This is a genomic window from Aeromonas veronii bv. veronii (assembly GCF_000820225.1).
Lineage (GTDB): Bacteria > Pseudomonadota > Gammaproteobacteria > Enterobacterales > Aeromonadaceae > Aeromonas > Aeromonas veronii.
The window spans coordinates 90,068-112,389 of sequence record NZ_CDDK01000018.1 but is presented as its reverse complement, the minus strand read 5'-3'; the positions used below and the strand labels follow the sequence as shown (position 1 = coordinate 112,389).

Below are 22,322 nucleotides of genomic sequence, written 5' to 3'. Positions count from 1 at the left end.
TATCACGCATCTTTTTGCAGGCAGCAGATCACATAGCCGTAACTGCCCAGATATTGGCGGTGGATGGCTACTTCCCGGCTCAAGTCCTGCCAGGCGGCACTCTCCCCCAGCTCGTCTCGATAGCGCACCAGATTGACCTCAATAGGGTCCAGATAGTTGTTCCAGGCGCTCATCGGCAACGGAGTGTGTGACAGGCAGCGGTAGCCTGCCGCTTGTACCGTCTCAAGCAGGCCCGCCAGCGTCTGCATGGCGGGGTAATCCTGCTGCCAGAATGCCAACGCCTCCTCGGGCGGGTTATCGGTCAGCCAGACCGCATCACTCAGCACGATGCAAGCCTGTGGGCTCGCGAGCAGCGGACGCCACGCCTTCAGCGCATGGCAACCCCCATCACGTAAGCGCTCCCCTCTGCCCAGATGAGGTCGGCCGGGGCCAGATCGTCCGGCAGTGCCGCCATGTTGGCGCAGAGGGTGGAGACATGCTCAAAGCCCGCTGCACGGGCGGAGTGCGCCACGGCGGCCAGTGCATCCTCTTCCAGATCGATGGCCACAATGTCGGCATCGGTCACCTGAGCCAGCGCCATGGTCGAGGCACCGCGCCCGCAACCCATGTCGAGGATCCGGCGCGGCCGGATGGGCAAGGCGGCAAACTGCTGTTGGGTGAAGGCGCGATCCCCCGGCCCCCAGTAACTCATGCCATCCAGCAGCTGGATAAAGTCCTTGATGTAACGCTCATGTTCATTCATGTCTTTGCTCAACCATTGCAAGTGGTAGCGATCTTTCTCGCTAAAACCCTGTTTCATCACCCACGCGAAGTAGGCCTCCGGTGCCTCGCGCTGCAGTTGCAGCTGCCAGGCCTTGAATTCCTCACCGGAGCGCGGGCGCACCCCTGCCAGACCCGCCAACAGATCCCGGGCGCGCTGCATCCGCGCCAGCTCCTCATCCAGCTCCCTGACCCGGGCCTGCAATGCCGCTTGATCTATCTCGCCAGCCAGACAGGCGAGGCACTGCTTGAGGCTGAGACCACCTGCCTGCAGGGCCTGCACCATCTGCAGTCGTTGCAGATCCCCCTCGTCATAGTGGCGATAGCCGTTGGCGGCCCGGGTACCGGCAATCACCCCCAGCTTCTCGTAATAGAGCAGGGTGGAGCGGGCGAGGCCGCAGCGGCGGGCCAGTTCGGATATTTTCATGGCAATCACTCACGGTGCGGGCCCTCAGGTGACCCGATAGAGACGAGCTTAAACTGTAAAGCTATAGACAGGTCAACGCCCTTTTCCAGAAAACCGCCAACAAAAACGGCCACCCGAGGGTGGCCGTTGTCAGCGATAGGGCTGCGATGCTCTTGACTCAGAGACCGGCTGCCTCCAGATGCTCCACCAGCAGCTGCACGCTGCGGTTGCCGCGCCACTCGTTGACGTCAAGCCGGTAGACAAGCCGCACCCGCTTGACCGTGGCATCGGGCCAGCGCTTGAGATCGACGCCAAAGGCGATGGCATCCACCGCGTGACCGGAATCGGTTGTCAGCATCATCTTGAGGTGCTTCTCCCCCACCAGCCGCTGCTGAACCAGCACGAACTCGCCGTCGAACAGCGGCTCGGGGAAGGCCTGACCCCAGGGGCCGGAGGCGCGAATAAGCTCCGCCAGCTCGAGGTTGAGCTCGTCTGGCAACAACTCGCCATCGGTGAGCAACACCCCGGTCAAAAGCTCCGGTGTCACCAGCTCACTAATGACCGCCTCAAAGGCCCGACCGAACGCCTCGATATTGGCCTTGGGCAGGGTCAACCCCGCCGCCATGGCGTGGCCGCCAAACTTGCCCATTAGGCCCGGATGGCGGGTATCGAGCAGTTCCAGCGCATCGCGCAGGTGCACGCCGGGGATGGAGCGGCCGGAGCCCTTGAGCTCGGTCTCGCTGCTCTCGGCAAAGGCAATGACCGGGCGGTAGTACTTCTCCTTCACCTTGGAGGCCACCAGCCCCACTACTCCCTGATGCCACTCGTTGCGGTGCAGCACTATGCCCGACGGCACCTCGCCATCGCGAAACCGGACCTGCTCCAGGGTGGCGAGGGCCTCCTGCTGCATCCCCTGCTCGATCTCCTTGCGCTCCTGATTGAGGCTGTCCATCTCGGCCGCAAGCTGGCGCGCCAAATTGAGATCATCGCAGAGCAGACAGGCGACCCCGAGGGACATATCATCGAGACGGCCCACCGCGTTGAGGCGCGGCCCCAGCGCAAAGCCGAGATCGGCGGCGGTGAGGCGGCGACCATCGCGGCCCGACACATCCACTAGCGCCTGAATGCCGGGGCGACAGCGGCCAGCCCGGATCCGCTGCAACCCCTGATGGACCAAAATGCGGTTGTTGCCATCGAGCGCCACCACGTCGGCGACCGTGCCGAGGGCCACCAGATCGAGGTAATCCGCCACATTGGGGGCGCGCAACCCTTGCCGTTCGAACCAGCCGAGCTGACGCAGATGGGTGTTGAGGGCCGCCATCAGGTAGAAGGCTACCCCCACCCCGGCCAGCGACTTGGAGGGGAAATCGCAACCATGCTGGTTCGGGTTGACGATGGCATCGGCGTCAGGCAGCTCCTGACCCGGCAAATGGTGATCGGTAACCAGTACCTGCATGCCAGCCGCCTTGGCTGCCGCCACCCCGGCGATGCTGGAGATGCCGTTATCCACCGTGATCAGAAACTCGGCGCCACGGGCTACCGCCAGCTCGACAATCTCGGGGGTGAGGCCGTAGCCAAACTCGAAGCGGTTGGGCACCAGAAAATCGATGTGGCGACCGCCCATGGCGCGCAGGGCCAGCACACACAGCGCCGAACTGGTGGCACCATCGCAGTCGAAGTCGCCGACGATAAGGATCCGTTTCTGGGCAGTCAGAGCCTCCGCCAGCAGCGGCACCGCCTGTTCCATGCCATAGAGGCGCTGGGGCGGCAACAGCTGGCTGGCGCTGCGCTCCAGCAGAGCGGGATCCTCTACGCCACGGCTGGCGAAGATTTGGCGAAGCAGGGGATGCAGGGTGGCAGGCAGATGGGAATCATCAACTCGCGGACGACGACGGATTTGCAGGGACATCAATATGATCCAGTATCTTGAGCAGCTGTTCGGGGCTCTGATACCCGCGCACCAGATCCCCATCGGAGGAGACCCAGGCCGGCAGTACCTTGACCCCCAACCATTGGCTCAGGCCAATATTTTGGATAAGGGTCTCACTACATGCCGTTTGAGGCAAATAGGCTTTTAACGGATCATTTTGCAGCAGGGGATCGCTGCACCAGTCGGCGGCCCGTTCGGCGTGATCAATCACCGGATAGAGAGCCACGCTCACCCCGGATGCCTGCAGGTGTTGCAAGGTGCCGGAGAGCTGACGGCGTTTGGCGTCCTGCTCGCCGAGAAACAGCGCGACCCGGTGACGCTCATCCCGAGCCTTGAGCACAATGGGGGCATGAGCCACCTGCGCCAAACCAAGTCGGCGCTGCTCGCGCATACCCGAGATGGTCAGGTTCTTCATGTCGCGGGTCATATCCAGCATGACCCCCTGCACCACATAATCCCCTTTGGCATCGCTGTAGAGCACCCCCTGTGAGGTGCCCAGCATATACAACCCCGCGATCGGGGTCGGTTCAACCAGATAGACGGGGACCCCCAGCCGGGCTGTGATGGTCTGTTTCAAGGCTTGGGTATCCATCCCCGCTCTGGCAGCAAATGTGCACAAAAGCATCATTCCCAGTAGTAAATACTTCACTTGTTTACTCACGTGGTATGAATGAATCGACCCAGCAAACTACAGCAGCACAGCTCATCATTCAACCAACTACTTACCAAAAAATTAATATCACTTTGTACCAAAAAAATGGCTCCCCCCGATTGCCAAGGACTCATAACGCCCGCAAGCTAGTCAGGACGACAGGAACAACGCGGCTTAGCCTCTGTTTTTCCTGACAAGTGTTCGCCCTTTGGCAAGGGTAATCAACGCGCTATCTTGTTTAATTTCGGAGGAAATAATGAGTCTGATTCAAGAGTTCAAAGCCTTTGCCGCCCGCGGCAACGTCATCGATATGGCGGTCGGTATCATCATTGGTGCCGCCTTCGGCAAAATTGTCTCCTCTTTTGTCGGTGACGTGATCATGCCGCCCATCGGCCTGATCCTGGGCGGCGTGGACTTCAGCGACCTGGCGGTTACCCTGAAGGCCGCAGAAGGTACAACACCCGCCGTGGTCATCGCCTATGGCAAGTTCATCCAGACCATCATCGACTTTCTGATCATCTCTTTTGCCATCTTCATGGGACTGAAGGCCATCAACACCCTGAAGAAGAAGCAGGAAGAGGAAGCTGCCGCCCCGGCAGGCCCGACCAAAGATCAGGAGCTGCTGACCGAGATCCGTGATCTGCTGAAATCTCAACAGGAGCGTTAAGCCGACTCCCCAGACTGGTGTGTATGTGTGTCACGATGCCCATGGGCTATGGTTAGATGGCGTAAAGTTATATAGGCGTCGTGACTATGCAAACCTCCACTGCTGCAAACTCCAATCACAGCTTTATTCTCCGTTTTCTTTTGCTGCTTGCGCTGCCACTTGTTTTGACCACATTGGGTAGTGCGTACCTTTTTTCTGTTATGCAGAAAAACACCTTGCTAAGCACCGCCAGATTTTTTAACGATAGTACTGCGCAGCAATGGGATAACTCACTCTCTTCGGTTGAGAGGCAAATAAATATCATCATTGCCGACATTACTGAGAATAATGGAGATCTTCCCCCGGAATTAAAACAACGTTATCGCGACATTTGGCAATACCTTCTTTACCCTGATGGCCCAATAAAAACCGTTTACTACATGCTTCAGGATAACAAGCATATCAATTTCTCTCTTCACCCTACCCCGATTGAGTTCAAAGAGTCGGAACGTCCATGGTACCGCAATGCTATCGAGCATCCCGGCATAAATATCTGGAGTTCCCCTTACATTGACGCGATTGAAAAAATGCCGGTCGTCACCCTTTCCCATGCTGTTTTTAATAACCAGGGGGAATTTCTTGGCGTGATTGGCATCGACCTGAACTTGAAAGTATTTTCAGCACGTATAGGGCGGATTCTGGAGAGTAGTAACAATGTTGTATATATGCTCTTTGACCGAGGCAGTAAGATGATTGTGGCTCACAGCGACCCTCAGGAAAACGGCAGTCGACTTGACCAACCATGGATTTCTGAATTGAAAGGCAGGAATGGTACCTTAATGAGTAAAAATGGTGATCTCATTTCATATCACGCCCTTCACAACAACCCATCGTGGCTGGTTATTACTGTATTTCCATTCAAGAGCGATATTTTGATTGGTGAGATACTGCCTACTATATTTATCACTCTGGTATTATCATTATCGATATTCACACTGGTTGCTATTATTTTCAGGCAACGTCTGGAGCATACAATCAGCACATTGGTACAAGTTGTTAGACAATTGCGTATCACCCCTCCTGGGCAACAGATTATTATCCCCAAGCTGGCTGGCATAGAGGAGCTGGAGGATGAAATCGTGCTGATTTCAGACAAAATGCAGGCCGAAACAGAAAAATCGCTGCGTGATGCATTAACCGGCTTGTACAACCGCCGTTATCTGGAAGAGGCGCTCGCCACTCTACATAAAGAAAATAGCCAATATATATTGGCTATTATCGACATTGATAACTTCAAAAAAATAAATGATACCTATGGTCATCCCATCGGTGATGCCGTTTTGAAACGCACCGCTCAGCTCGGTAGCCAATTGCTGGAGGAACAGGCAACCCTGTGCCGCTTTGGGGGGGAAGAGCTGGTCGCCATTTTTGAACAGACGGATATTGCCAGTGCACAGCAGTTGATGGAGCAGTGGCGTATCAGCATGGGGCAACAGGATTGGCGTGAAAAGGGCTTAAGCGTCTCCTTTAGCGGTGGCATTACCGAATCCCTGAATGATGCCCCAGACAGTGTGATTGCCCGCGCCGATGCAGCCCTGTATCAGGCTAAACAAGCGGGCAAAAATCGCCTGCAACGGGCTTAAGCGCGGGGGTGGTGCTCACCGTGCAGCGCCTTGAGTCGCTCGTTGGCCACATGGGTGTAGATTTGGGTGGTGGAGAGATCCGCATGGCCCAGCAGCATCTGCACCACCCGCAAGTCGGCGCCGTGGTTGAGCAGATGGGTGGCGAAGGCGTGGCGCAAGGTATGGGGGGACAGCTCACCGTTGATCCCGGCCCGCAGGGCATAGAGCTTGATGCGATGCCAGAAGGTCTGGCGAGTCATCATACGGGCCTGCTTGGAGGGAAACACCACATCCGAGCTGGTGCCCCCCAGCAGCAGGGTGCGCGCCTCCCGATAGTAACGCTCCAACCAGTGCATCGCCTCCTCGCCCATCGGCACCAGCCGCTCCTTATTGCCCTTGCCGACCACCCGCACCAAACCCTGACGTAAACTGACATGCTCGGCGGTGAGCCCCACTAGCTCGGAAACCCGCAAGCCGGTGGCGTAGAGCAGCTCCAGCATCGCCTTGTCCCGCAACTCCAGCGGGTCATCCACCAGCGGCGCACTCAAGAGTGCCTCCACTTCCGTTTCGCTTAAATCGGAGGGGAGTTTTTTCGGCAGCTTGGGCCCCTCCAGCAGCACGGTCGGATCGTCGCTGCGCAGCTTCTCACGGTTGAGATACTGGTAAAAGCGGCGCAGGGCCGACAGGAAGCGGGCGGTGCTGCTGGCCGCAAACTGGTGATCGACCCGCCAGGCGAGGTAGTGCTGGATCTCGTCCATCCCCGCCAGCAGCAGCGAGCTCCCCTGCTCGTCGAGCCAGAGGGAGAACTTCTCCAGATCGCTGCGATAGGAGCTGACCGTGTTGTCAGACAATCCCCGCTCCAGCCAGAGGGCGTCGAGGAAGGGTTCAATCAGGGGATGGGGGTCGGGTTTGCTCATGGTGCGCTGCAATCAGGGGATCGATGGCCCATTGTAACGCGCCAACTCCTTGGAAAGACAAGGCACTTTCATTGGAAAGATAAGGCACGTTTGCCACACCCCTTGCCGGGCGGTGAAGGTCGAATGGCAATCTGCTAGACTGGCGCCCTCCCCTTACGTTACCCATCGTGTTGCCAACATGGCGCAGCCCACACGAGCATGCGAGAACGCGCCAAAAGCAAGCGAGAAAGCGCCAACAGAGAGTAGAGCGATGAAGATTGGTCTGTTTTACGGTTCCACCACCTGCTACACCGAGATGGCTGCCGAGAAGATCCGCGCCCTCATCGGCCCCGAGCTGGTGGATATTCACAATATCAAGGATGTCTCCCTGCGCCGGATGGAGGATTACGAGATCCTGATCCTCGGCATCTCCACCTGGGATTTTGGCGAACTGCAGGAGGACTGGGAGTCCCGCTGGGAAGATATCGCCGACCTCCATCTGGAGGGACGCATCGTGGCCCTGTTTGGCCTCGGCGATCAGCTCGGTTATGGCGAATGGTTCCAGGACGCCCTCGGCATGCTGCACGATCAGCTAGTGCCAAAAGGGGTCAAGCTGGTGGGCTACTGGCCCAACGAAGGGTACGAATTCGATGCCTCCAAGGCACTGATCGACGATGGTCGTCACTTCGTCGGGCTGGCGCTGGACGATGCCAACCAATATGACCAGACCGATCCGCGCATCGAGCAGTGGGTCGAGCAGATCCTGAGCGAAATCCACGCCCTGCTCTGATCTTTCCCACGTTTTGGCAAAACGATCCTGAGCGCCTGGCCCTGGCCGCCGGGCGCAGTTATCGCACCGATTTTCTCAATCGGTATCATCGCATGACGCTATAGCGACTTTTTTGTGCTGGTCTGCAACAATGGACTCGACATCCCATAACAATCAGAGCCGGATGTCGGAAGCAAACGGACAGACCAGAAAAGGATATTCTATGACCCCATTCTCCCTGTTGGCCCCCGCTATTGCCCGTGACGTGCTCGATCACGCGCTGGCACTGGGTGCCGATTTTGCCGAGCTGTTTGTGGAGCGCAAGCGCCGCAGCCAGCTCAGCCTGCTCTCCAGCCAGATAGAGAACATCAGCGGCGGCCTCGATTTCGGCATCGGTGTACGCCTCTGTTACGGCCACAAGGTGCTCTACGGCTACACCAATCTGGCCAGCCGCGACGAGCTGCTGCGCATCGTCACCCTGCTGGCGGCCAAAGACCGCCGCGACCCTGTGGTGACCGCCACCGCCTTCGATTTCACCCGCCTGAGCGATCGCAACCCGGTGGCCCTGCCCTTGTCGGCAGACAAGCTGCTGGAGCAGAAGATCGCCTATCTGCACGCCATGGATGCGGCGGCCCGCGCCGAGAGCGACAAGGTGAGCCAGTTCTCCGGCAACGTGCTGGGCTGGGAGCAGGAGGTGGAAATCTTCAACAGCGAAGGGCTGCAAGTGGCCGATCGCCGCCACTACAACCGCATCATGGCCCAGACCATCGCCATGGAAGGGAGCGAGCAGAGCGTCGGTTACGAGGCCCCCGGCGCCCTGATGGGGTGGGAGCATGCCGATCGCATCGATCCGCGCGAGCTGGCGCTCACTGCCACCCGTCAGGCACTGGTGAAACTGGGCGCGGTTCCCTGCCCGAGCGGCACCCTGCCGGTCATCATGGAGAACGGCTTTGGCGGCGTCATCTTCCACGAAGCGTGCGGTCATCTGCTGGAGACCACCTCGGTGGCCAAGAAGGCGTCTGTGTTCCACGACAAGATGGGCCAGCTTATCGCCAATCCGGTGGTCAATGCGGTGGACGAGGGACTGCAAGGCAACGCCTGGGGCTCCATCAACGTCGATGACGAGGGGATGGCGACCCAGCATACCCAGCTCATCAAGGATGGCGTCCTGACCGGTTTTCTGGTGGACAGAATGGGAGCCCTCAAAACAGGCTACGCACGCACCGGCTCCGGGCGGCGCGAATCCTACAAGTACGCCCCCACCTCGCGCATGCGCAACACCTATATCGAACCGGGCAACCACAGCCTCGACGATATGCTGGCCACCGTCGAACATGGCATCTACGCCAAGAAGATGGGGGGCGGCTCGGTACAGCCCGGCACCGGCGAGTTCAACTTCAATGTGCAGGAGGCCTACCTCATCGAGCACGGCAAGATCACCAAACCGCTCAAGTCGGCCACCCTGATCGGCACCGGCCCGCAGGTGCTGAAAGAGATCTCCATGGTGGGCCGCAATCTGGCGCTAGCTGCTGGCATGTGCGGCTCGGTCTCAGGCTCGGTCCCCACCTCGGTGGGCCAGCCGGCGCTAAAAGTAGACAATATTCTGGTGGGAGGGAACGCCTGATGAGCACCATCGACATGAATCAACTGCTCACCCGCCTGCTGGATAAAGTGGCCGACCTCGGAGCCGAGGCAGACATCATCGCCAATCAGGAGAGAGCCTTCTCCCTCAAGGCAGACAAGGGCGAGCTGGGTGAATACAAGGTCACCAGCAGCCAGCAGCTCGGCATTCGCCTGATCAAAGAGGGTCGGGTCGGCATCGCCTACTCGGAATCCCTCGATGAGCTGGCGCTGGATGCCATGCTGCAGGATGCGCTCGATGCCAGCCGCTTTGCCAAGGTGGATGCGGATCAGCGCATCTCGGTGGCCAATAGCCGGATCACCACAGATTGCGCCGAGATCAACCAGCCCGATACCACGCCGGTTGAGGAGAAGATCGCTCTGGCCCTGCGCCTCGAATCAGACATGCTGGCCATGCCCTATGTGAGCGGCGCCCCCTACAACAGCTTCTTCGAAGGGGAGAGCCAGCTCTGGCTCGCCAACAGTCAGGGCACCCTCTGCCAGCACGGCGAGTTCAGCGTCGGCTGCTACACCTCGGCGCTGGTGGAACGGGATGGCCGCCAGTCGATGCACTCGCAGGGGCAGTATGGCCGTCGCTTCGACGAGCTGGATAGCCAGGCCCTGATCGAGCAGATCTACGCCATCACCGATGGTCTGCTGCCCGGTGAAGCGGTACCGAGCGGTCGCTACAGCGTCATCTTTAGCACCAACTGCTTCGCCAGCCTGTTTGGCTGCTTTCAGGGCGTGCTATCAGGCAAGTGGGCCCAGCAGGGGATCAACCCCTGGCGCAGCAAGGTCGGCCAGAGCGTGGCGTCACGCTGGCTTACTCTGGAGAGCCGGGTCTATATGCCTGGCGGCATGAACATCAAGGCGTTTGATGGCGAGGGAGCGGCCAGCTCGGATCTGCTGCTGATTGGCGAAGGGGAGCTGAAAACCCTGCTCCACAACAGCGCCACCGCCCGCCACTTTGGCGTCGCCAGCAACGGCTCGGCCGCTCGCGGTGCCCGCAGCGCCCTCGATGTGACCGCTCGCCACCTGGTGTTTGGCGCGGGCCCCCATAGCGAAGCGGAGGTGCAGAGCGGCGACTATCTGGAGCTGGTCAAGCTGGATGGCCTGCACTCCGGTGCCGATGCGGTGAGCGGCGACTTCTCCTTTGGCGCGTCGGGCTTCCTCTGCCGCGATGGGGTACGACTGCAGCCGGTGCGCGGCATCACGGTAGCGGGCAACTTCTACCGCCTGCTGGGCGAGCTGGAAGCGGTCGGTGACACCCTGCACCACAACGACAGCAAGGGCTTCTACGCCCCGCAGATCCGTTTTGGCGGCCTCTCCGTCGCGGGCAAGTAAACGCCCCGACGAAATCTGCAAGCAAGAAAAAGGCGCCTGATGGCGCCTTTTTGCTCGTTATCTCGTCCGCCTTGATGGCATGACTCAGGGCGAGAGCGGCTCGCGATGATACTCGGCGCAGCCGCACTCGGGGCAGGTATCGAGCTGTTGTGGGTGCAGCACGGTATGGCGCCAGCCACACTGGTCGCACACCATGACCCCGAGCCCCACCCAGTCACCCGCTTCGTAAACACCCTTATGCTCCAGCTCGTCGGCCAGCTCGCGCCACTCCACCTGGGCGCGGTCGGTCACATCCGCCAGCCAGGACCAGGCGGTGTCTTTGAGGGCCAGCATAAAGGCAGACTCTTCCACCTGCGCACTATCGTCATGGCGCCCCTCGTCATAGTTGCCCAGATCCCGCTTCACGTACTCGGCGATGAGCGCCAGTTCGTCCTGAGTCAGGTCGCTAGCCGCCTCCAGATAGGCCTGCACCTTGGCAATCATCCGGTTGAGGCGCTCCCCCTGGAACTCTTCAGTCTCTTGCCACTGTTTTTGCAGCTCGGCAATGAAGGCTTCGTACCCTTTTTGACGTTTGTCCATGGCTCTAACTCCTCTACTAAACCCTGATCTGGCCCGGCTTAAGGCCCAAGGGACGCTGGCGGTTGTTGCCGCCGCAGGATATGGGTATTCTATTGCGATTTCCCAGCTGATTTATCTATTCATTTCACAGATCCGGATGTCACCAATGCAAGAGCAATACGTTCCCCAATCAATCGAACCAGCAGTGCAAAAGCACTGGGATGCCAAGAAAACCTTCAAGGCCGTGGAGAAGGTAGACAAGGAGAAGTTCTACTGCCTGTCCATGTTCCCCTATCCGTCTGGTCGACTACACATGGGGCACGTTCGTAACTACACCATAGGTGATGTGATCTCCCGTTATCAACGCCTCAATGGCAAGAACGTGCTGCAACCCATAGGTTGGGATGCATTCGGTCTGCCGGCCGAGAACGCAGCGATCAAAAACAATACCGCGCCGGCGCCCTGGACCTACGAAAACATCGAATACATGAAGAACCAGCTGAAGATGCTGGGTCTGGGTTATGACTGGGATCGTGAAATCGCCACCTGCAAACCGGATTACTACCGCTGGGAGCAGTGGTTCTTCACCAAGCTCTACGAGAAGGGTCTGGTCTACAAGAAGACCTCTTCCGTCAACTGGTGCCCGAACGACATGACAGTGCTGGCCAACGAACAGGTGGTCGACAACTGCTGCTGGCGCTGTGACACTCCGGTGGAGCAGAAAGAGATCCCCCAGTGGTTCATCAAGATCACCGACTACGCCGAAGAGCTGCTCAGCGACATCGACAATCTGGAAGGCTGGCCGGAGATGGTCAAGACCATGCAGCGCAACTGGATTGGCCGCTCCGAAGGGGTCAACATCAGCTTCACCATCGAGGGTCAGGCTGAGCAGCTGGAGGTCTACACCACCCGTCCGGACACCTTCATGGGCGTCACCTATGTCGGTATCGCCGCCGGTCACCCGCTGGCGCTGCAAGCAGCCCAGAACAATCCTGAGCTGGCCGCCTTTATCGAAGAGTGCAAGAACACCAAGGTAGCCGAAGCAGAACTGGCCACCATGGAGAAGAAGGGCATGGCCACCGGCCTCTATGCCATTCACCCGCTGGATGGCCGCAAGGTACCGGTCTGGGTCGCCAACTTCGTGCTGATGAACTACGGCACCGGCGCCGTGATGGCGGTTCCGGCCCACGATCAGCGTGACTTCGAGTTCGCCACCAAATATGGCCTCGACATCAAGGCGGTGATCAAGCCGGTTGAAGGCGACGTCGACGTGAGCGAAGCGGCTTACACCGAGAAGGGCGTGCTGTTCAACTCCGGCGAGTTCGACGGTCTCGACTTCCAGGGCGCCTTCGATGCCATCGCCAGCAAGCTGGAAGGGCTGGGCAAGGGCAAGCGCACCGTCAACTACCGCCTGCGTGACTGGGGCGTCTCCCGTCAGCGTTACTGGGGCGCCCCCATCCCGATGCTGACTCTGGCTGACGGCACAGTGGTGCCGACGCCGGAAGACCAACTGCCGGTGCTGCTGCCGGAAGATGTGGTGATGGATGGTATCCAGAGCCCGATCAAAGCTGATGCCGAGTGGGCCAAGACCACCTACAACGGTCAGGAAGCGTTCCGCGAGACCGATACCTTCGACACCTTTATGGAGTCCTCCTGGTACTACGCGCGCTACTGCTCCCCGGACTACGACAAGGGCATGCTGGATCCGGCGGCTGCCAACCACTGGCTGCCGGTGGATCAGTACATCGGCGGTATCGAGCACGCCTGTATGCACCTGCTCTACGCCCGCTTCTTCCACAAGCTGCTGCGTGACGCTGGCCTCGTGAACAGCGACGAGCCGTTCAAGCGCCTGCTCTGCCAGGGCATGGTGCTGGCCGACGCCTTCTACTACAAAGACGAGAAGGGCGGCAACGTCTGGGTCAGCCCGACTGACGTCAAGGTAGAGCGTGACGAGAAGGGTCGCATCACCAAGGCCATCGACAACGAAGGTCGTGAGGTAATGCACTCCGGCATGACCAAGATGTCCAAGTCCAAGAACAACGGCATCGACCCGCAGCTGATGGTCGAGCGTTACGGCGCCGATACCGTCCGTCTGTTCATGATGTTCGCCTCTCCGGCCGAGATGACCCTGGAGTGGTCCGACTCCGGCGTAGAGGGTGCCCAGCGCTTCCTGCGTCGCCTGTGGCGCGTCACCTTCGAGCACGTTTCCGGTGGCTCCGTTGCCGCACTCGATGTAGCTGCTCTCACCAACGAGCAGAAAGCGGTACGCCGTGAACTGCACAAGACCATCGCCAAGGTGAGTGATGACGTGGGTCGCCGTCAGACCTTCAACACCGCCATCGCCGCCATCATGGAGCTGATGAACAATCTGGCCAAGCTCGGCAACGACGAGCAGGACCGCGCCCTGATGCAGGAAGCGCTGGAAGCCGTGGTAGTCATGCTCTACCCCATCACTCCGCACATCGGCTTCGAGCTGTGGAAGATGCTGGGCAAGGGCGACGACATCGATCACGCAGCCTGGCCGGTGGCCGATGAAGCGGCCATGGTCGAGACCGAGAAGCTGGTGGTGGTACAGATCAACGGTAAGATGCGCGGAAAACTGACCGTGCCGGCCGAGATCAGCCAGGCCGACGTCGAGAAGCTGGCGATGGCTGATGCCTCCGTGCAGAAGTTCACCGACGGGCTGACCGTGCGCAAGGTGATCTATGTACCTGGCAAGCTGCTCAATATTGTCGCTAACTGAGCGGTTGCCAACTGATGTCATACCATTTGGCGACCTTGGCTGACTGTGTGGCCACTCATGGGTAACGACGTACCGGCCCATGACAGCTCAACATTGTCGCTAACTAATTGGCTGCCAACTGATCATTGCCAATCTGTGACAGCAAACGGATGATAACGGCGGGCCCTGCGCCCGCCGCTTTCCCTTAATGCAAAGAGGATTTTCTATGGGCACCATCTTCACCCGCTGGATGGCCATCGTGCTGGCTGGTCTGCTGCTGCAAGGCTGCGGCTTTCACATGCGCGGCAACGGCATTCCGAGCGAGCTGATGACCATGAAGGTCGTGGGCGACAACAAGAGCGACTTCTACCGGATGGTTACTACCCGTCTGAAGGCCTCTGGCGTGACCCTGGCCGACAAGGAGGGCATTCCGGTGCTCACTCTGGGCGGCGTAGGCAGCACCAGTCAGGTTGCCTCGGTCAACGCGCTGGGGACGGACACCGAATATGTGCTGGGCTTTGGTACCCAGTTCACCATCTCGGTACCGGGCAAGCCGACTCAGGTCTTCCCCATCAACTTCAACCGCAGCTTCCTCAACAAGCCGGATGCAGCGCTCGCCTCCTCCCGTGAGCAGGAGCAGCTCAACCGCGAAATGCAGGAGCAGGCGGCCAATCAGGTGATCCGGCAGTTGAGTCAGGTCAGCTTCTGATGCGAGTACTTTGATGAGAGTCTACCCTGAGCAATTTGGTGACCACCTCAAAGCAGGGCTTCGGCCCTGCTATCTCGTTTTTGGCGACGAGCCCCTGTTGCGACTGGAGGCCATCGATGCCATCCGTCAGGTCGCCCGCAAGCAGGGTTTCGATGAGCGCCACACCTTCGTCGTGGAACAGGGGCTGGACTGGAATCAGGTCTACGATGCCTGTCAGGCCATGAGCCTCTTCTCCGCCCGCCAGATCATCGAGCTGGAGCTGCCCGCCAAGGTTGACAAGGATCTCGCTGCCCGCATCAGCGAAATTGGCAAGCAGCTTCATCCCGACCTGCTGCTGGTACTGAGTGGCGGTCGCCTCAACCAGACCCAGATGAAGGCAGCCTGGTTCGACAAGCTCTACCAGATTGGCACCTATGTGCCGGTCAACCATCCGGAGCCCAAGTTCTTCCCGCGCTGGATGAGCGCCCGTTTTGCGCGTTTCGGCCTCAAGGCGCTGCCGGATGCCATCAACTTCATGTGCCACTCCTACGAGGGCAACCTGCTGGCCGCCAGCCAGGAGATCGAGAAGCTGACCCTGCTCTCGCCGCCCCAGCCCATCAGCGTCACCTATCTGCAAGAGACCATTATCCGCCACGCCCACTTCACCCCGTTCCAGCTGGTCGATACCCTGCTGGAGGGCAAGGTGAACCGGGCCCAGCGCATTCTGGCCGCCCTGCGGGCCGAAGGCACCGAGCCGGGGATGCTGGCCTGGACCCTCTGCCGCGAGCTGGAGCAGCTGACCGAGCTGTCGTTGGCGATGCGCAACGGCCAGCCGCTGGGTGAGCACTTCAGCCGCCTGCGCATCTGGCAGAGCCGCCAGCAGCTCATTCAGCAAGCACTGACCCGCCTGCCGTTTGCCAAGTTGCAGCAACTGTGGCAACTGATGGCCCAGCTGGACGACGCCCAGCGCCGCTTCGATACCGAACAGGCCTGGCTGATGTTGCAGACCATTGCCCTCGGCTTTCGTGATGGCACCCCGCTGCCGCTGGTGATGGAGAGCAGCCCGTGCTGAAGGCGCCCATTGGCCTGCTGGGGGGCACGTTCGATCCTATCCATATCGGCCATCTGCGCCCGGCCATCGAGGCGCGCGATGCCCTCGGGCTGGCCGAGATGCGGCTGATCCCGAACCATATCCCGCCCCACCGTGCCAATCCGTTCTGCTCGAGCGAACAGCGCCTTGCCATGGTCAAGCTGGCGGCGGCGGAGAACCGGGACTTTGTGGTGGATGAGCGGGAGCTGCAACGGGACAAGCCCTCTTACACCATCGATACCCTGATCGCGCTGCGTCATGAACTACCCGATACGCCGCTCTGTTTTCTGATGGGTATGGATTCCCTGCTGAGCTTGCCAAGCTGGCACCGCTGGCAGGAGCTGCTCGACCATGCCCATCTGGTGGTGAGCGTACGGCCGGGCTGGCAACCGGATTATCCGGCCGAGGTGGCGCAGTTGCTGGCGCGCCATCACACCACTGATGCCAACGCGCTGCATCTGCGTCTGGCCGGTCATATCTGGCTGGCGGACAACCAGCCCATCGAACTGTCAGCCACCCGACTGCGGGCCTTGCTGGATGGGGGGCAAGACACCCGCTACCTCTTGCCCGAGTCGGTTGCGCACTATATTGATCAACAGGGGCTCTACCGCGCCAACCGCCGCTAGCCCCTGTCGTAATCCCGCCCCGCCCGATGGGAAACGGGAGTGACCATGATATAATCCGCCGCCCTGACGCAAACGCTGCGCGCCGGAATACAGGAGATACTCATTGCAAGGCCAAGAATTGCATGCCTTTATCATCGACAAGATCGATGACATGAAAGGCCGCGACATCATCACCCTCGATGTACGCGGCAAATCCAGCATTACTGACACCATGATCATCTGTTCCGGCAACTCCAGTCGTCACGTCAGCGCCATTGCCCACCATCTGGCCAGCGAGGCCCGCCACGCGGGTCTGGATCTGCTGAGCGTGGAAGGGCAACTGAGCGGTGAATGGGTGCTGGTAGATATGGGCTCGGTGATCGTGCATGTGATGCAGGATGAACACCGTGACTTCTACCAACTGGAAAAGCTGTGGAGCGGTGCCGCTCAAATGAATACGCAATAAGAGCACAAGTGTAACGACCATGAAGATCCAGTTGATTGCGGTGGGCACCAAGATGCCCGCCTGGGTAGAGCATGGCTTCGAAGAGTATCGTCGCCGCTTCCCCAAAGACATGCCGTTTGAACTCGTCGAGATCGGCGCAGGCAAACGGGGCAAAAATGCCGACATTCCCCGCATCCTGCAGAAGGAAGGGGAAGCCATGCTGGCGGCTGCGGGGCGCTCGCGCATCGTCACCCTCGATATTCCGGGCAAGCCCTGGACCACGGAGCAGTTGGCGACCCAGCTGGAGGCGTGGAAACTCGATGGCCGCGATGTGGCCCTGCTGGTAGGCGGGCCGGAAGGCTTGTCACCCGAGTGCAAGGCTGCCGCCGAACAGAGCTGGTCACTGTCACCGCTCACCCTGCCCCATCCGCTGGTGCGGGTGCTGGTGGCAGAGAGCCTCTATCGGGCCTGGAGCATCACCACCAATCATCCGTATCATAGAGAGTGAGCCATGCGTCTCTGGAGTCTCACCTCTCATATTCACCCCTATCACAGAGAGTGAACAATGCAGTTCCTGCTCTTATTGCCCCCAAGGGTCTTGAGGTAAAGGCATGCTGAAACAACGCATCGAAATGCGCGATCACAGTGCCGAGGGCAATCTGTTCTTCCGGCGCACCCTGGTAGCCTACATCGGCATCGTCGTGCTGATGCTGGTGCTGCTGGGCAATCTCTATTATCTGCAGGTCGAGTCCTACGACACCTACCAGACTCGCTCCAACTCCAACCGTATCCGCGTGGTACCGGTGGCGCCGCCACGGGGCCTCATCTATGACACCAACGGTGTGCTGCTGGCAGAAAATCGCCCGGTCTACAGTCTGGAAATCGTGCCGGAAGAGACCAAGGATCTCGAAAAAACCGCCGACCAGCTGATCACCCTGCTGGGTCTGCCAGAGGGCACCAAGGAGAAGTTCCTCGCCGAAGTGAAGCGCCAGCGCCGCTTCAAGCCGGTCCCCCTCTACGAGAAACTGACCGAATATCAGGTAGCCCTCTTCTCGGTCAACCAGCATAACTACCCGGGCGCCAGCATCGAGGCCTACCTCAAGCGCTACTACCCGTTTGGTGACACCCTCACCCATGCTTTGGGATATGTGGCCAAGATCAACACCCGTGACGTGGAGCGCCTCGAGAAGGAAGAAAAACTCGCCAACTACGCGGCCACCAAGGATATCGGCAAGCAGGGGGTGGAGAAGTATTACGAGGATGAGCTGCACGGCGTGGCGGGCTATCAGGAGGTCGAGGTGAACAACCGCGGCCGGATTGTCCGCACCCTCAAGTTCCAGCCACCTATTCCCGGCAAGGATATCTACCTCAATATCGACGTCCGGATGCAGCTCAAGGCCCAGCAACTGCTGGCTGGCCAGCGCGGTGCCATCGTGATGATGGACCCGAAAACCGGCGCCATCCTGGCCCTGGAGTCGAGCCCGAGCTATGACCCCAACCTGTTCGTGACCGGTATCTCCAGCGCCAACTACTCGGCGCTGCTCAACGATCCGGCGCGGCCGCTGGTCAACCGCACCACCCAGGGCATTTATGCCCCTGCCTCTACCGTCAAGCCCATGATGTCCATCATGGGTCTCAACGAGGGGGCCATCACCCCGGGCTACCGCTATTTCGGCGGCCCGAGCTTCTCCATTCCCGGTACCACCAAGAAGTTTCGCGACTGGCGCCGCTGGGGTCATGGCTGGCTCGACGTCTATCGCGCCATCGAGGTCTCGGCAGATACCTACTTCTACGATCTCGCCTATCGGGTCGGCATCGACAAGATCCACAGCTATATGACCAAGTTCGGCTTCGGTCAGTACACCGGGGTCGATCTTTATGAAGAGACCAAAGGAGTCATGCCGTCCCGTGACTGGAAGATGGCCCGTTGGCGCCAGCCCTGGTATCAGGGTGACACCATCTCTGTCGGTATCGGTCAGGGCTACTGGAGCGCCACCCCGCTCCAACTGGCCAAGGCGATCAGCATCCTGACCCAGAATGGTCACGACGTCACCCCGCACCTGCTCAAGAGCACAGCCTCCCAGGCGGGGGTGGTCGATGCCCCCATCAACCCCAATATCGCCCTCAAGCTCAAGAACGACAGCTTCTGGAAAGTGGCGCAGGAGGGGATGTGGCGAGTCAACCATGGCAGTGAAGGCAGTGGCCGTCACTCGTTTGCCAAGGCGCCTTACTCCTCAGGCGGCAAATCGGGCACAGCCCAGGTAGTCGGTTTGAAGGAAAATCAGGTTTACAACATCAAGACGGTCAAGGCGGAGCATCGCGATAACGCTTTGTTCGTTGCTTATGCCCCCTTCGAGGCGCCAAAAGCGGTGGTAGCTCTGGTACTGGAAAACTCCATCGGAGGTGGCGGTGGCCGTGCTGCATCGCCCATTGCACGCCAGATGCTGGATGCCTATCTGCTGCCCCCGGATCCGCAACTGCCACCGGCACCGGAAAAGCCGTCCCAACCGAGTGAGGTCGCTCCCAATGAGTAATTCTGCCCGCCAGCAGAGCATCTGGTACAAGCTGCATATCGACTTGCCCCTGCTGCTCGGTCTGCTGGCCGTGATGACCCTCTCCATGGTGGTGCTCTACTCCGCCTCCGGTCAGGATATGGACTCCATCGTGCGCCAGCTGGTGCGCGGCGGTCTCGCCTTTGCTCTGATGATCGGCCTGGCCCAGTTGCCCCCCTCCCTCTACGCCCGCTGGTCGGTGCCGCTGTTCGCCGTGGTGGTGCTGATGCTGATTGCGGTAGACGTGTTCGGCCACATCGGCAAGGGGGCCCAGCGCTGGCTCGATCTGGGCTTTATGAAGTTCCAGCCCTCCGAGGTGATGAAGCTCTCCATGCCCATCATGGTGGCCGCCTGGCTCAGTCGCCACTCGCTGCCACCCAAGTTCAGCCATGTGGTGATCGCCCTCATCATGGTGCTGCTGCCCACCCTGCTGATCGCCGCCCAGCCTGACCTTGGTACCTCCATTCTGGTGGCCGCCTCCGGCTTCTTTGTCATCTTCCTGGCGGGGCTCAGCTGGTGGCTGATCGGCTTGGCGGTCCTGCTGATGCTGGCCTTTATGCCGGTGCTCTGGTTCTTCCTGATGCACGACTACCAGCGCCAGCGAGTGCTGATGCTGCTCGACCCGGAGAAGGACCCGCTCGGTCGCGGCTATCACATCATCCAGTCCAAGATTGCAATCGGCTCCGGCGGCGTCTTTGGCAAGGGGTGGCTGCAAGGGACCCAGTCCCAGCTGGAGTTTTTACCAGAACGGCATACCGACTTTATCTTCGCGGTATTCAGCGAGGAGTTCGGTCTGGTGGGGGTTGCCCTGCTGCTGGTGCTCTACCTCTACGTCATCAGCCGCTGCCTGTTTATCTCGATGCAGGCCCAGAACAGCTTCGAGCGACTGCTGGGCGGCGCCATCACCCTCACCTTCTTCGTCTATGTGTTCGTCAACATGGGCATGGTGAGCGGCATCTTGCCGGTGGTAGGGGTGCCCCTGCCGCTGGTGAGCTATGGCGGCACTTCCATGGTGACCCTGATGGCTGGATTCGGTATCCTGATGTCCATCCAGACTCATAGAAGACTGCTCGCCTGATGAGACGGGTTGGATTGCTGCTCTCGCTCGCCACCACGATGGCGACCGCCGCCGTGTCGCCGGATCGGTTGGCCCTGCTCGCCGACCAGCAGCAGGTGCCGCTGGCGGAGCTGCAGGCCGCGGTCGCCCGCGCCCAGTTGCGCCAAGAGGTGCTCGACACCATCAGCAAGCCGTGGGAGGCCAAACCCTGGCATCGCTACCGGCCGCTGTTTGTTACCCCGGAGCGCATCCGTGACGGCCAGCAGTTCTGGCAGCAACATGCCGAGACACTGGCTCGCGCGGAGCAGACCTATCGGGTGCCCGCCTCGCTCATCGTGGCTATCATCGGGGTAGAAACCTTCTACGGTCGCCAGATGGGCCGTCATCCGGTGCTCGATAGCCTCTACACCCTGGGGTTCCACTACCCGGAGCGCAGCGACTTCTTTGCCAAGGAGTTTGCCCAGCTGGTGGTGCTGGCCAAAGAGGAAGGGTGGCAACTCGATACCCTCAAGGGCTCCTATGCCGGCGCCATGGGGATGGGGCAGTTCATGCCCTCCAGCTATCGCCACTACGCCGTCGATTTTGACGGGGATGGCAAGCGGGATCTGTTTGCCAACCCGGTCGATGCCATCGGCAGCGTGGCCAACTATTTTGCCAGCCACCAGTGGCGCTGGGGCGAATCCGTGGTGGAACCGGCCCAGATCGGGTTGATGGCGGTCGAACCTCTACTCAGGCCTGAGCCCGAGCTAACACAACAGTGGTCAGAACTGGCGGCGGCAGGGATTGAGCTCGCCACGCCGCTGGCCCCACAGACGCCGGTCAAGTTGCTGGCGTTTGCCCAAGCCGATGGACCGGAATACTGGGTCGCACGGCATAACTTTTATGTGATCACCCGTTACAATCGCAGCCCACTCTATGCGATGGCGGTGTATCAACTTAGCCAAGCCATTCAGGAAGCGTATGCATCTTCGTCACAAACTCCTCCCGCTCAGCCTGAGCTTGTTGCTGGCCGCCTGTAGCAGCCAGCCGGAACAGAGCGCCCCCGTCGAGCCGCAAGCACCGGTCAGCAAGCCACCCGTTATCGAGATCCCGCAAGCCACCGGCGCCATTCCGCGCCCCGAGCCCCTGAGTGCCAGCGGCAACCGGGACTACTGGATCGGCAAGCAGAAGCACGAGGTGTGGCGCGACATCAAACACTACAGCGAAGAGGGCACCGCCAGCTGGCTGTCGCCAGATCTGGACGGCCAGAAGACCGCTAACGGCGATGTGCTGGACAGCAAGCTGTTCAGTGCCGCCCACCGCAACCTGCCCATCCCGAGCTATGTGCGGGTCACCAATCTGGACAACGGGCTGGAGACCATAGTGCGGGTCAACGATCGCGGCCCGTTCAACAGCCCGCGCCTGATCGACCTCTCCTACGCAGCGGCCAAGCAGCTGGAGATGGTCGATAGCGGTGAGGCCCGAGTACGGCTGGAGCTGATCAGCGACACCCCGGATCAGATGGTGATCATGGAGCCGATGAAGCCCATCGAGATGACCCCGACCACTCCGGCTGCGGCCTCCAACACGCTGTCGCAAGATGGCTTCCTGGGTGAACCGACCGCGCTTGCGATGGCCACTCCCGCCGCCGATCCGGCTCCTGTCAAGGCACCCGCCGCCAAGCCCGCCAAAGCGGTGCCTGTCAAACCAGCGTCAGCCAAGGCTGCAGCGCCCGCCAGCAGTGGTGATGGCAAGATGATCCAGGTACTGGCCAGCGGCTCCCGGGATCGGGCCGAGGCGATGGGCAAGGTGATGACCCAGCGTTACGGCGTACCCTACCGAATCGATGCCCATGGCGCCATTTTCCGGGTGCTGATTGGCCCGGTCGCCGCCGACCAGCAGGCAAGTGTGCTGGAAAAAGTACGTCAGGGCGGGCTGGAACAGGCCTTTATCGTGCCCTGATCGCCCCCTTTTGCTGCGGA

At 60.1% G+C, this 22,322-nt stretch carries 19 protein-coding genes and 1 pseudogene; 15 read left to right on the top strand and 5 right to left on the bottom strand.

Features of this window, described 5'->3' with window-relative positions; translation table 11 throughout:
• Positions 1-2 precede the first annotated feature (2 nt).
• The 3 genes and pseudogenes from BN1139_RS06725 to BN1139_RS06715 all read right to left on the bottom strand — a co-directional run bounded on the left by BN1139_RS06725 (position 3) and on the right by BN1139_RS06715 (position 3,687).
• Positions 3-1,186 (bottom strand): annotated as a pseudogene (locus BN1139_RS06725) (MerR family transcriptional regulator).
• A 157-nt stretch (positions 1,187-1,343) separates the two neighbouring features.
• Positions 1,344-3,074 (bottom strand): single-stranded-DNA-specific exonuclease RecJ, encoded by a 1,731-nt coding sequence (recJ, locus tag BN1139_RS06720; protein ID WP_005354101.1) that lies wholly within the window; start codon positions 3,072-3,074, stop codon positions 1,344-1,346.
• Positions 3,040-3,687 (bottom strand): disulfide isomerase DsbC N-terminal domain-containing protein, encoded by a 648-nt coding sequence (locus BN1139_RS06715; protein WP_005335146.1) that lies wholly within the window; start codon positions 3,685-3,687, stop codon positions 3,040-3,042. Before BN1139_RS06715 ends, recJ begins: the two co-directional genes overlap by 35 nt.
• A gap of 316 nt (positions 3,688-4,003) precedes the next feature.
• Between BN1139_RS06715 and mscL the strand changes: the two genes are divergently transcribed.
• Positions 4,004-4,414 (top strand): large-conductance mechanosensitive channel protein MscL, encoded by a 411-nt coding sequence (gene mscL, locus BN1139_RS06710; RefSeq protein ID WP_005354103.1) that lies wholly within the window; start codon positions 4,004-4,006, stop codon positions 4,412-4,414.
• An 86-nt stretch (positions 4,415-4,500) separates the two neighbouring features.
• A complete protein-coding gene (locus BN1139_RS06705; protein WP_005354105.1) occupies positions 4,501-6,036 on the top strand; it encodes a sensor domain-containing diguanylate cyclase in 1,536 nt (511 codons plus the stop codon).
• Here the strand turns inward: BN1139_RS06705 and xerD are convergent.
• Positions 6,033-6,932 carry a site-specific tyrosine recombinase XerD gene (gene xerD / locus BN1139_RS06700; RefSeq protein ID WP_005354107.1) on the bottom strand — a complete coding sequence of 300 codons (900 nt, stop codon included), beginning with the start codon at positions 6,930-6,932 and terminating at the stop codon, positions 6,033-6,035. The genes BN1139_RS06705 and xerD overlap by 4 nt on opposite strands.
• A gap of 250 nt (positions 6,933-7,182) precedes the next feature.
• Here xerD and fldB point away from each other — a divergent pair, with 250 nt between their 5' ends.
• The 3 genes from fldB (at position 7,183) to BN1139_RS06685 (ending at position 10,644) form a co-directional block, all read left to right on the top strand.
• Positions 7,183-7,701, top strand: a complete 519-nt coding sequence (gene fldB / locus BN1139_RS06695; RefSeq protein ID WP_005335151.1) for a flavodoxin FldB — start codon at positions 7,183-7,185, stop codon at positions 7,699-7,701.
• A 202-nt stretch (positions 7,702-7,903) separates the two neighbouring features.
• Entirely contained in the window at positions 7,904-9,304 is a 1,401-nt protein-coding gene (locus BN1139_RS06690) for a TldD/PmbA family protein (protein ID WP_005354111.1), read from the top strand.
• On the top strand, positions 9,304-10,644 hold the full coding sequence (locus BN1139_RS06685) for a TldD/PmbA family protein (RefSeq protein WP_005354115.1): 1,341 nt from the start codon (positions 9,304-9,306) through the stop codon (positions 10,642-10,644). Before BN1139_RS06690 ends, BN1139_RS06685 begins: the two co-directional genes overlap by 1 nt.
• Positions 10,645-10,728: 84 nt before the next feature.
• Here BN1139_RS06685 and BN1139_RS06680 read toward each other — a convergent pair whose 3' ends face one another.
• The gene (locus tag BN1139_RS06680) at positions 10,729-11,223 is read right to left on the bottom strand and encodes a zinc ribbon-containing protein (RefSeq protein WP_005335155.1); all 495 of its coding nucleotides are present in this window, start codon (positions 11,221-11,223) and stop codon (positions 10,729-10,731) included.
• Positions 11,224-11,368: 145 nt separating this feature from the next.
• On the opposite strand from BN1139_RS06680, the gene leuS reads away from it, so the two are divergent.
• From leuS to BN1139_RS06630, 10 genes are all read left to right on the top strand, one after another.
• The gene (leuS, locus tag BN1139_RS06675; protein WP_005354116.1) at positions 11,369-13,945 is read left to right on the top strand and encodes a leucine--tRNA ligase; all 2,577 of its coding nucleotides are present in this window, start codon (positions 11,369-11,371) and stop codon (positions 13,943-13,945) included.
• A gap of 205 nt (positions 13,946-14,150) precedes the next feature.
• On the top strand, positions 14,151-14,633 hold the full coding sequence (locus BN1139_RS06670; protein WP_005335160.1) for an LPS-assembly lipoprotein LptE: 483 nt from the start codon (positions 14,151-14,153) through the stop codon (positions 14,631-14,633).
• 13 nt (positions 14,634-14,646) lie between these two features.
• Positions 14,647-15,684: a DNA polymerase III subunit delta gene (holA, locus tag BN1139_RS06665; RefSeq protein ID WP_005354117.1), complete on the top strand. Its 1,038-nt coding sequence runs from the start codon at positions 14,647-14,649 to the stop codon at positions 15,682-15,684.
• The gene (gene nadD, locus BN1139_RS06660; RefSeq protein WP_005354118.1) at positions 15,678-16,328 is read left to right on the top strand and encodes a nicotinate-nucleotide adenylyltransferase; all 651 of its coding nucleotides are present in this window, start codon (positions 15,678-15,680) and stop codon (positions 16,326-16,328) included. Before holA ends, nadD begins: the two co-directional genes overlap by 7 nt.
• Before the next feature lie 103 nt (positions 16,329-16,431).
• The gene (rsfS, locus tag BN1139_RS06655; protein ID WP_005335165.1) at positions 16,432-16,773 is read left to right on the top strand and encodes a ribosome silencing factor; all 342 of its coding nucleotides are present in this window, start codon (positions 16,432-16,434) and stop codon (positions 16,771-16,773) included.
• A gap of 19 nt (positions 16,774-16,792) precedes the next feature.
• Positions 16,793-17,260 carry a 23S rRNA (pseudouridine(1915)-N(3))-methyltransferase RlmH gene (rlmH, locus tag BN1139_RS06650; RefSeq protein ID WP_005335166.1) on the top strand — a complete coding sequence of 156 codons (468 nt, stop codon included), beginning with the start codon at positions 16,793-16,795 and terminating at the stop codon, positions 17,258-17,260.
• Between the two features lie 103 nt (positions 17,261-17,363).
• Positions 17,364-19,286, top strand: a complete 1,923-nt coding sequence (gene mrdA / locus BN1139_RS06645) for a penicillin-binding protein 2 (RefSeq protein WP_005354119.1) — start codon at positions 17,364-17,366, stop codon at positions 19,284-19,286.
• Positions 19,279-20,382: a rod shape-determining protein RodA gene (gene rodA / locus BN1139_RS06640; RefSeq protein WP_005335170.1), complete on the top strand. Its 1,104-nt coding sequence runs from the start codon at positions 19,279-19,281 to the stop codon at positions 20,380-20,382. Before mrdA ends, rodA begins: the two co-directional genes overlap by 8 nt.
• On the top strand, positions 20,382-21,380 hold the full coding sequence (mltB, locus tag BN1139_RS06635; RefSeq protein WP_005354120.1) for a lytic murein transglycosylase B: 999 nt from the start codon (positions 20,382-20,384) through the stop codon (positions 21,378-21,380). Before rodA ends, mltB begins: the two co-directional genes overlap by 1 nt.
• Positions 21,322-22,302: a septal ring lytic transglycosylase RlpA family protein gene (locus BN1139_RS06630; RefSeq protein ID WP_005335174.1), complete on the top strand. Its 981-nt coding sequence runs from the start codon at positions 21,322-21,324 to the stop codon at positions 22,300-22,302. Before mltB ends, BN1139_RS06630 begins: the two co-directional genes overlap by 59 nt.
• Positions 22,303-22,322 lie beyond the last annotated feature (20 nt).

Excerpts from the sequence above, each read along its gene's own strand:
- BN1139_RS06670 (WP_005335160.1), top strand. The coding sequence starts at position 14,151 with ATGGGCACCATCTTCACCCGCTGGATGGCCATCGTGCTGGCTGGTCTG.
- mltB (WP_005354120.1), top strand. The coding sequence starts at position 20,382 with ATGAGACGGGTTGGATTGCTGCTCTCGCTCGCCACCACGATGGCGACC.
- BN1139_RS06715 (WP_005335146.1), bottom strand. The coding sequence starts at position 3,687 with ATGGATACCCAAGCCTTGAAACAGACCATCACAGCCCGGCTGGGGGTC.
- xerD (WP_005354107.1), bottom strand. The coding sequence starts at position 6,932 with ATGAGCAAACCCGACCCCCATCCCCTGATTGAACCCTTCCTCGACGCC.
- BN1139_RS06680 (WP_005335155.1), bottom strand. The coding sequence starts at position 11,223 with ATGGACAAACGTCAAAAAGGGTACGAAGCCTTCATTGCCGAGCTGCAA.
- fldB (WP_005335151.1), top strand. The coding sequence starts at position 7,183 with ATGAAGATTGGTCTGTTTTACGGTTCCACCACCTGCTACACCGAGATG.
- BN1139_RS06705 (WP_005354105.1), top strand. The coding sequence starts at position 4,501 with ATGCAAACCTCCACTGCTGCAAACTCCAATCACAGCTTTATTCTCCGT.
- mscL (WP_005354103.1), top strand. The coding sequence starts at position 4,004 with ATGAGTCTGATTCAAGAGTTCAAAGCCTTTGCCGCCCGCGGCAACGTC.
- rlmH (WP_005335166.1), top strand. The coding sequence starts at position 16,793 with ATGAAGATCCAGTTGATTGCGGTGGGCACCAAGATGCCCGCCTGGGTA.
- holA (WP_005354117.1), top strand. The coding sequence starts at position 14,647 with ATGAGAGTCTACCCTGAGCAATTTGGTGACCACCTCAAAGCAGGGCTT.
- BN1139_RS06690 (WP_005354111.1), top strand. The coding sequence starts at position 7,904 with ATGACCCCATTCTCCCTGTTGGCCCCCGCTATTGCCCGTGACGTGCTC.
- mrdA (WP_005354119.1), top strand. The coding sequence starts at position 17,364 with ATGCTGAAACAACGCATCGAAATGCGCGATCACAGTGCCGAGGGCAAT.
- BN1139_RS06685 (WP_005354115.1), top strand. The coding sequence starts at position 9,304 with ATGAGCACCATCGACATGAATCAACTGCTCACCCGCCTGCTGGATAAA.
- leuS (WP_005354116.1), top strand. The coding sequence starts at position 11,369 with ATGCAAGAGCAATACGTTCCCCAATCAATCGAACCAGCAGTGCAAAAG.
- BN1139_RS06630 (WP_005335174.1), top strand. The coding sequence starts at position 21,322 with ATGCATCTTCGTCACAAACTCCTCCCGCTCAGCCTGAGCTTGTTGCTG.
- rodA (WP_005335170.1), top strand. The coding sequence starts at position 19,279 with ATGAGTAATTCTGCCCGCCAGCAGAGCATCTGGTACAAGCTGCATATC.
- recJ (WP_005354101.1), bottom strand. The coding sequence starts at position 3,074 with ATGTCCCTGCAAATCCGTCGTCGTCCGCGAGTTGATGATTCCCATCTG.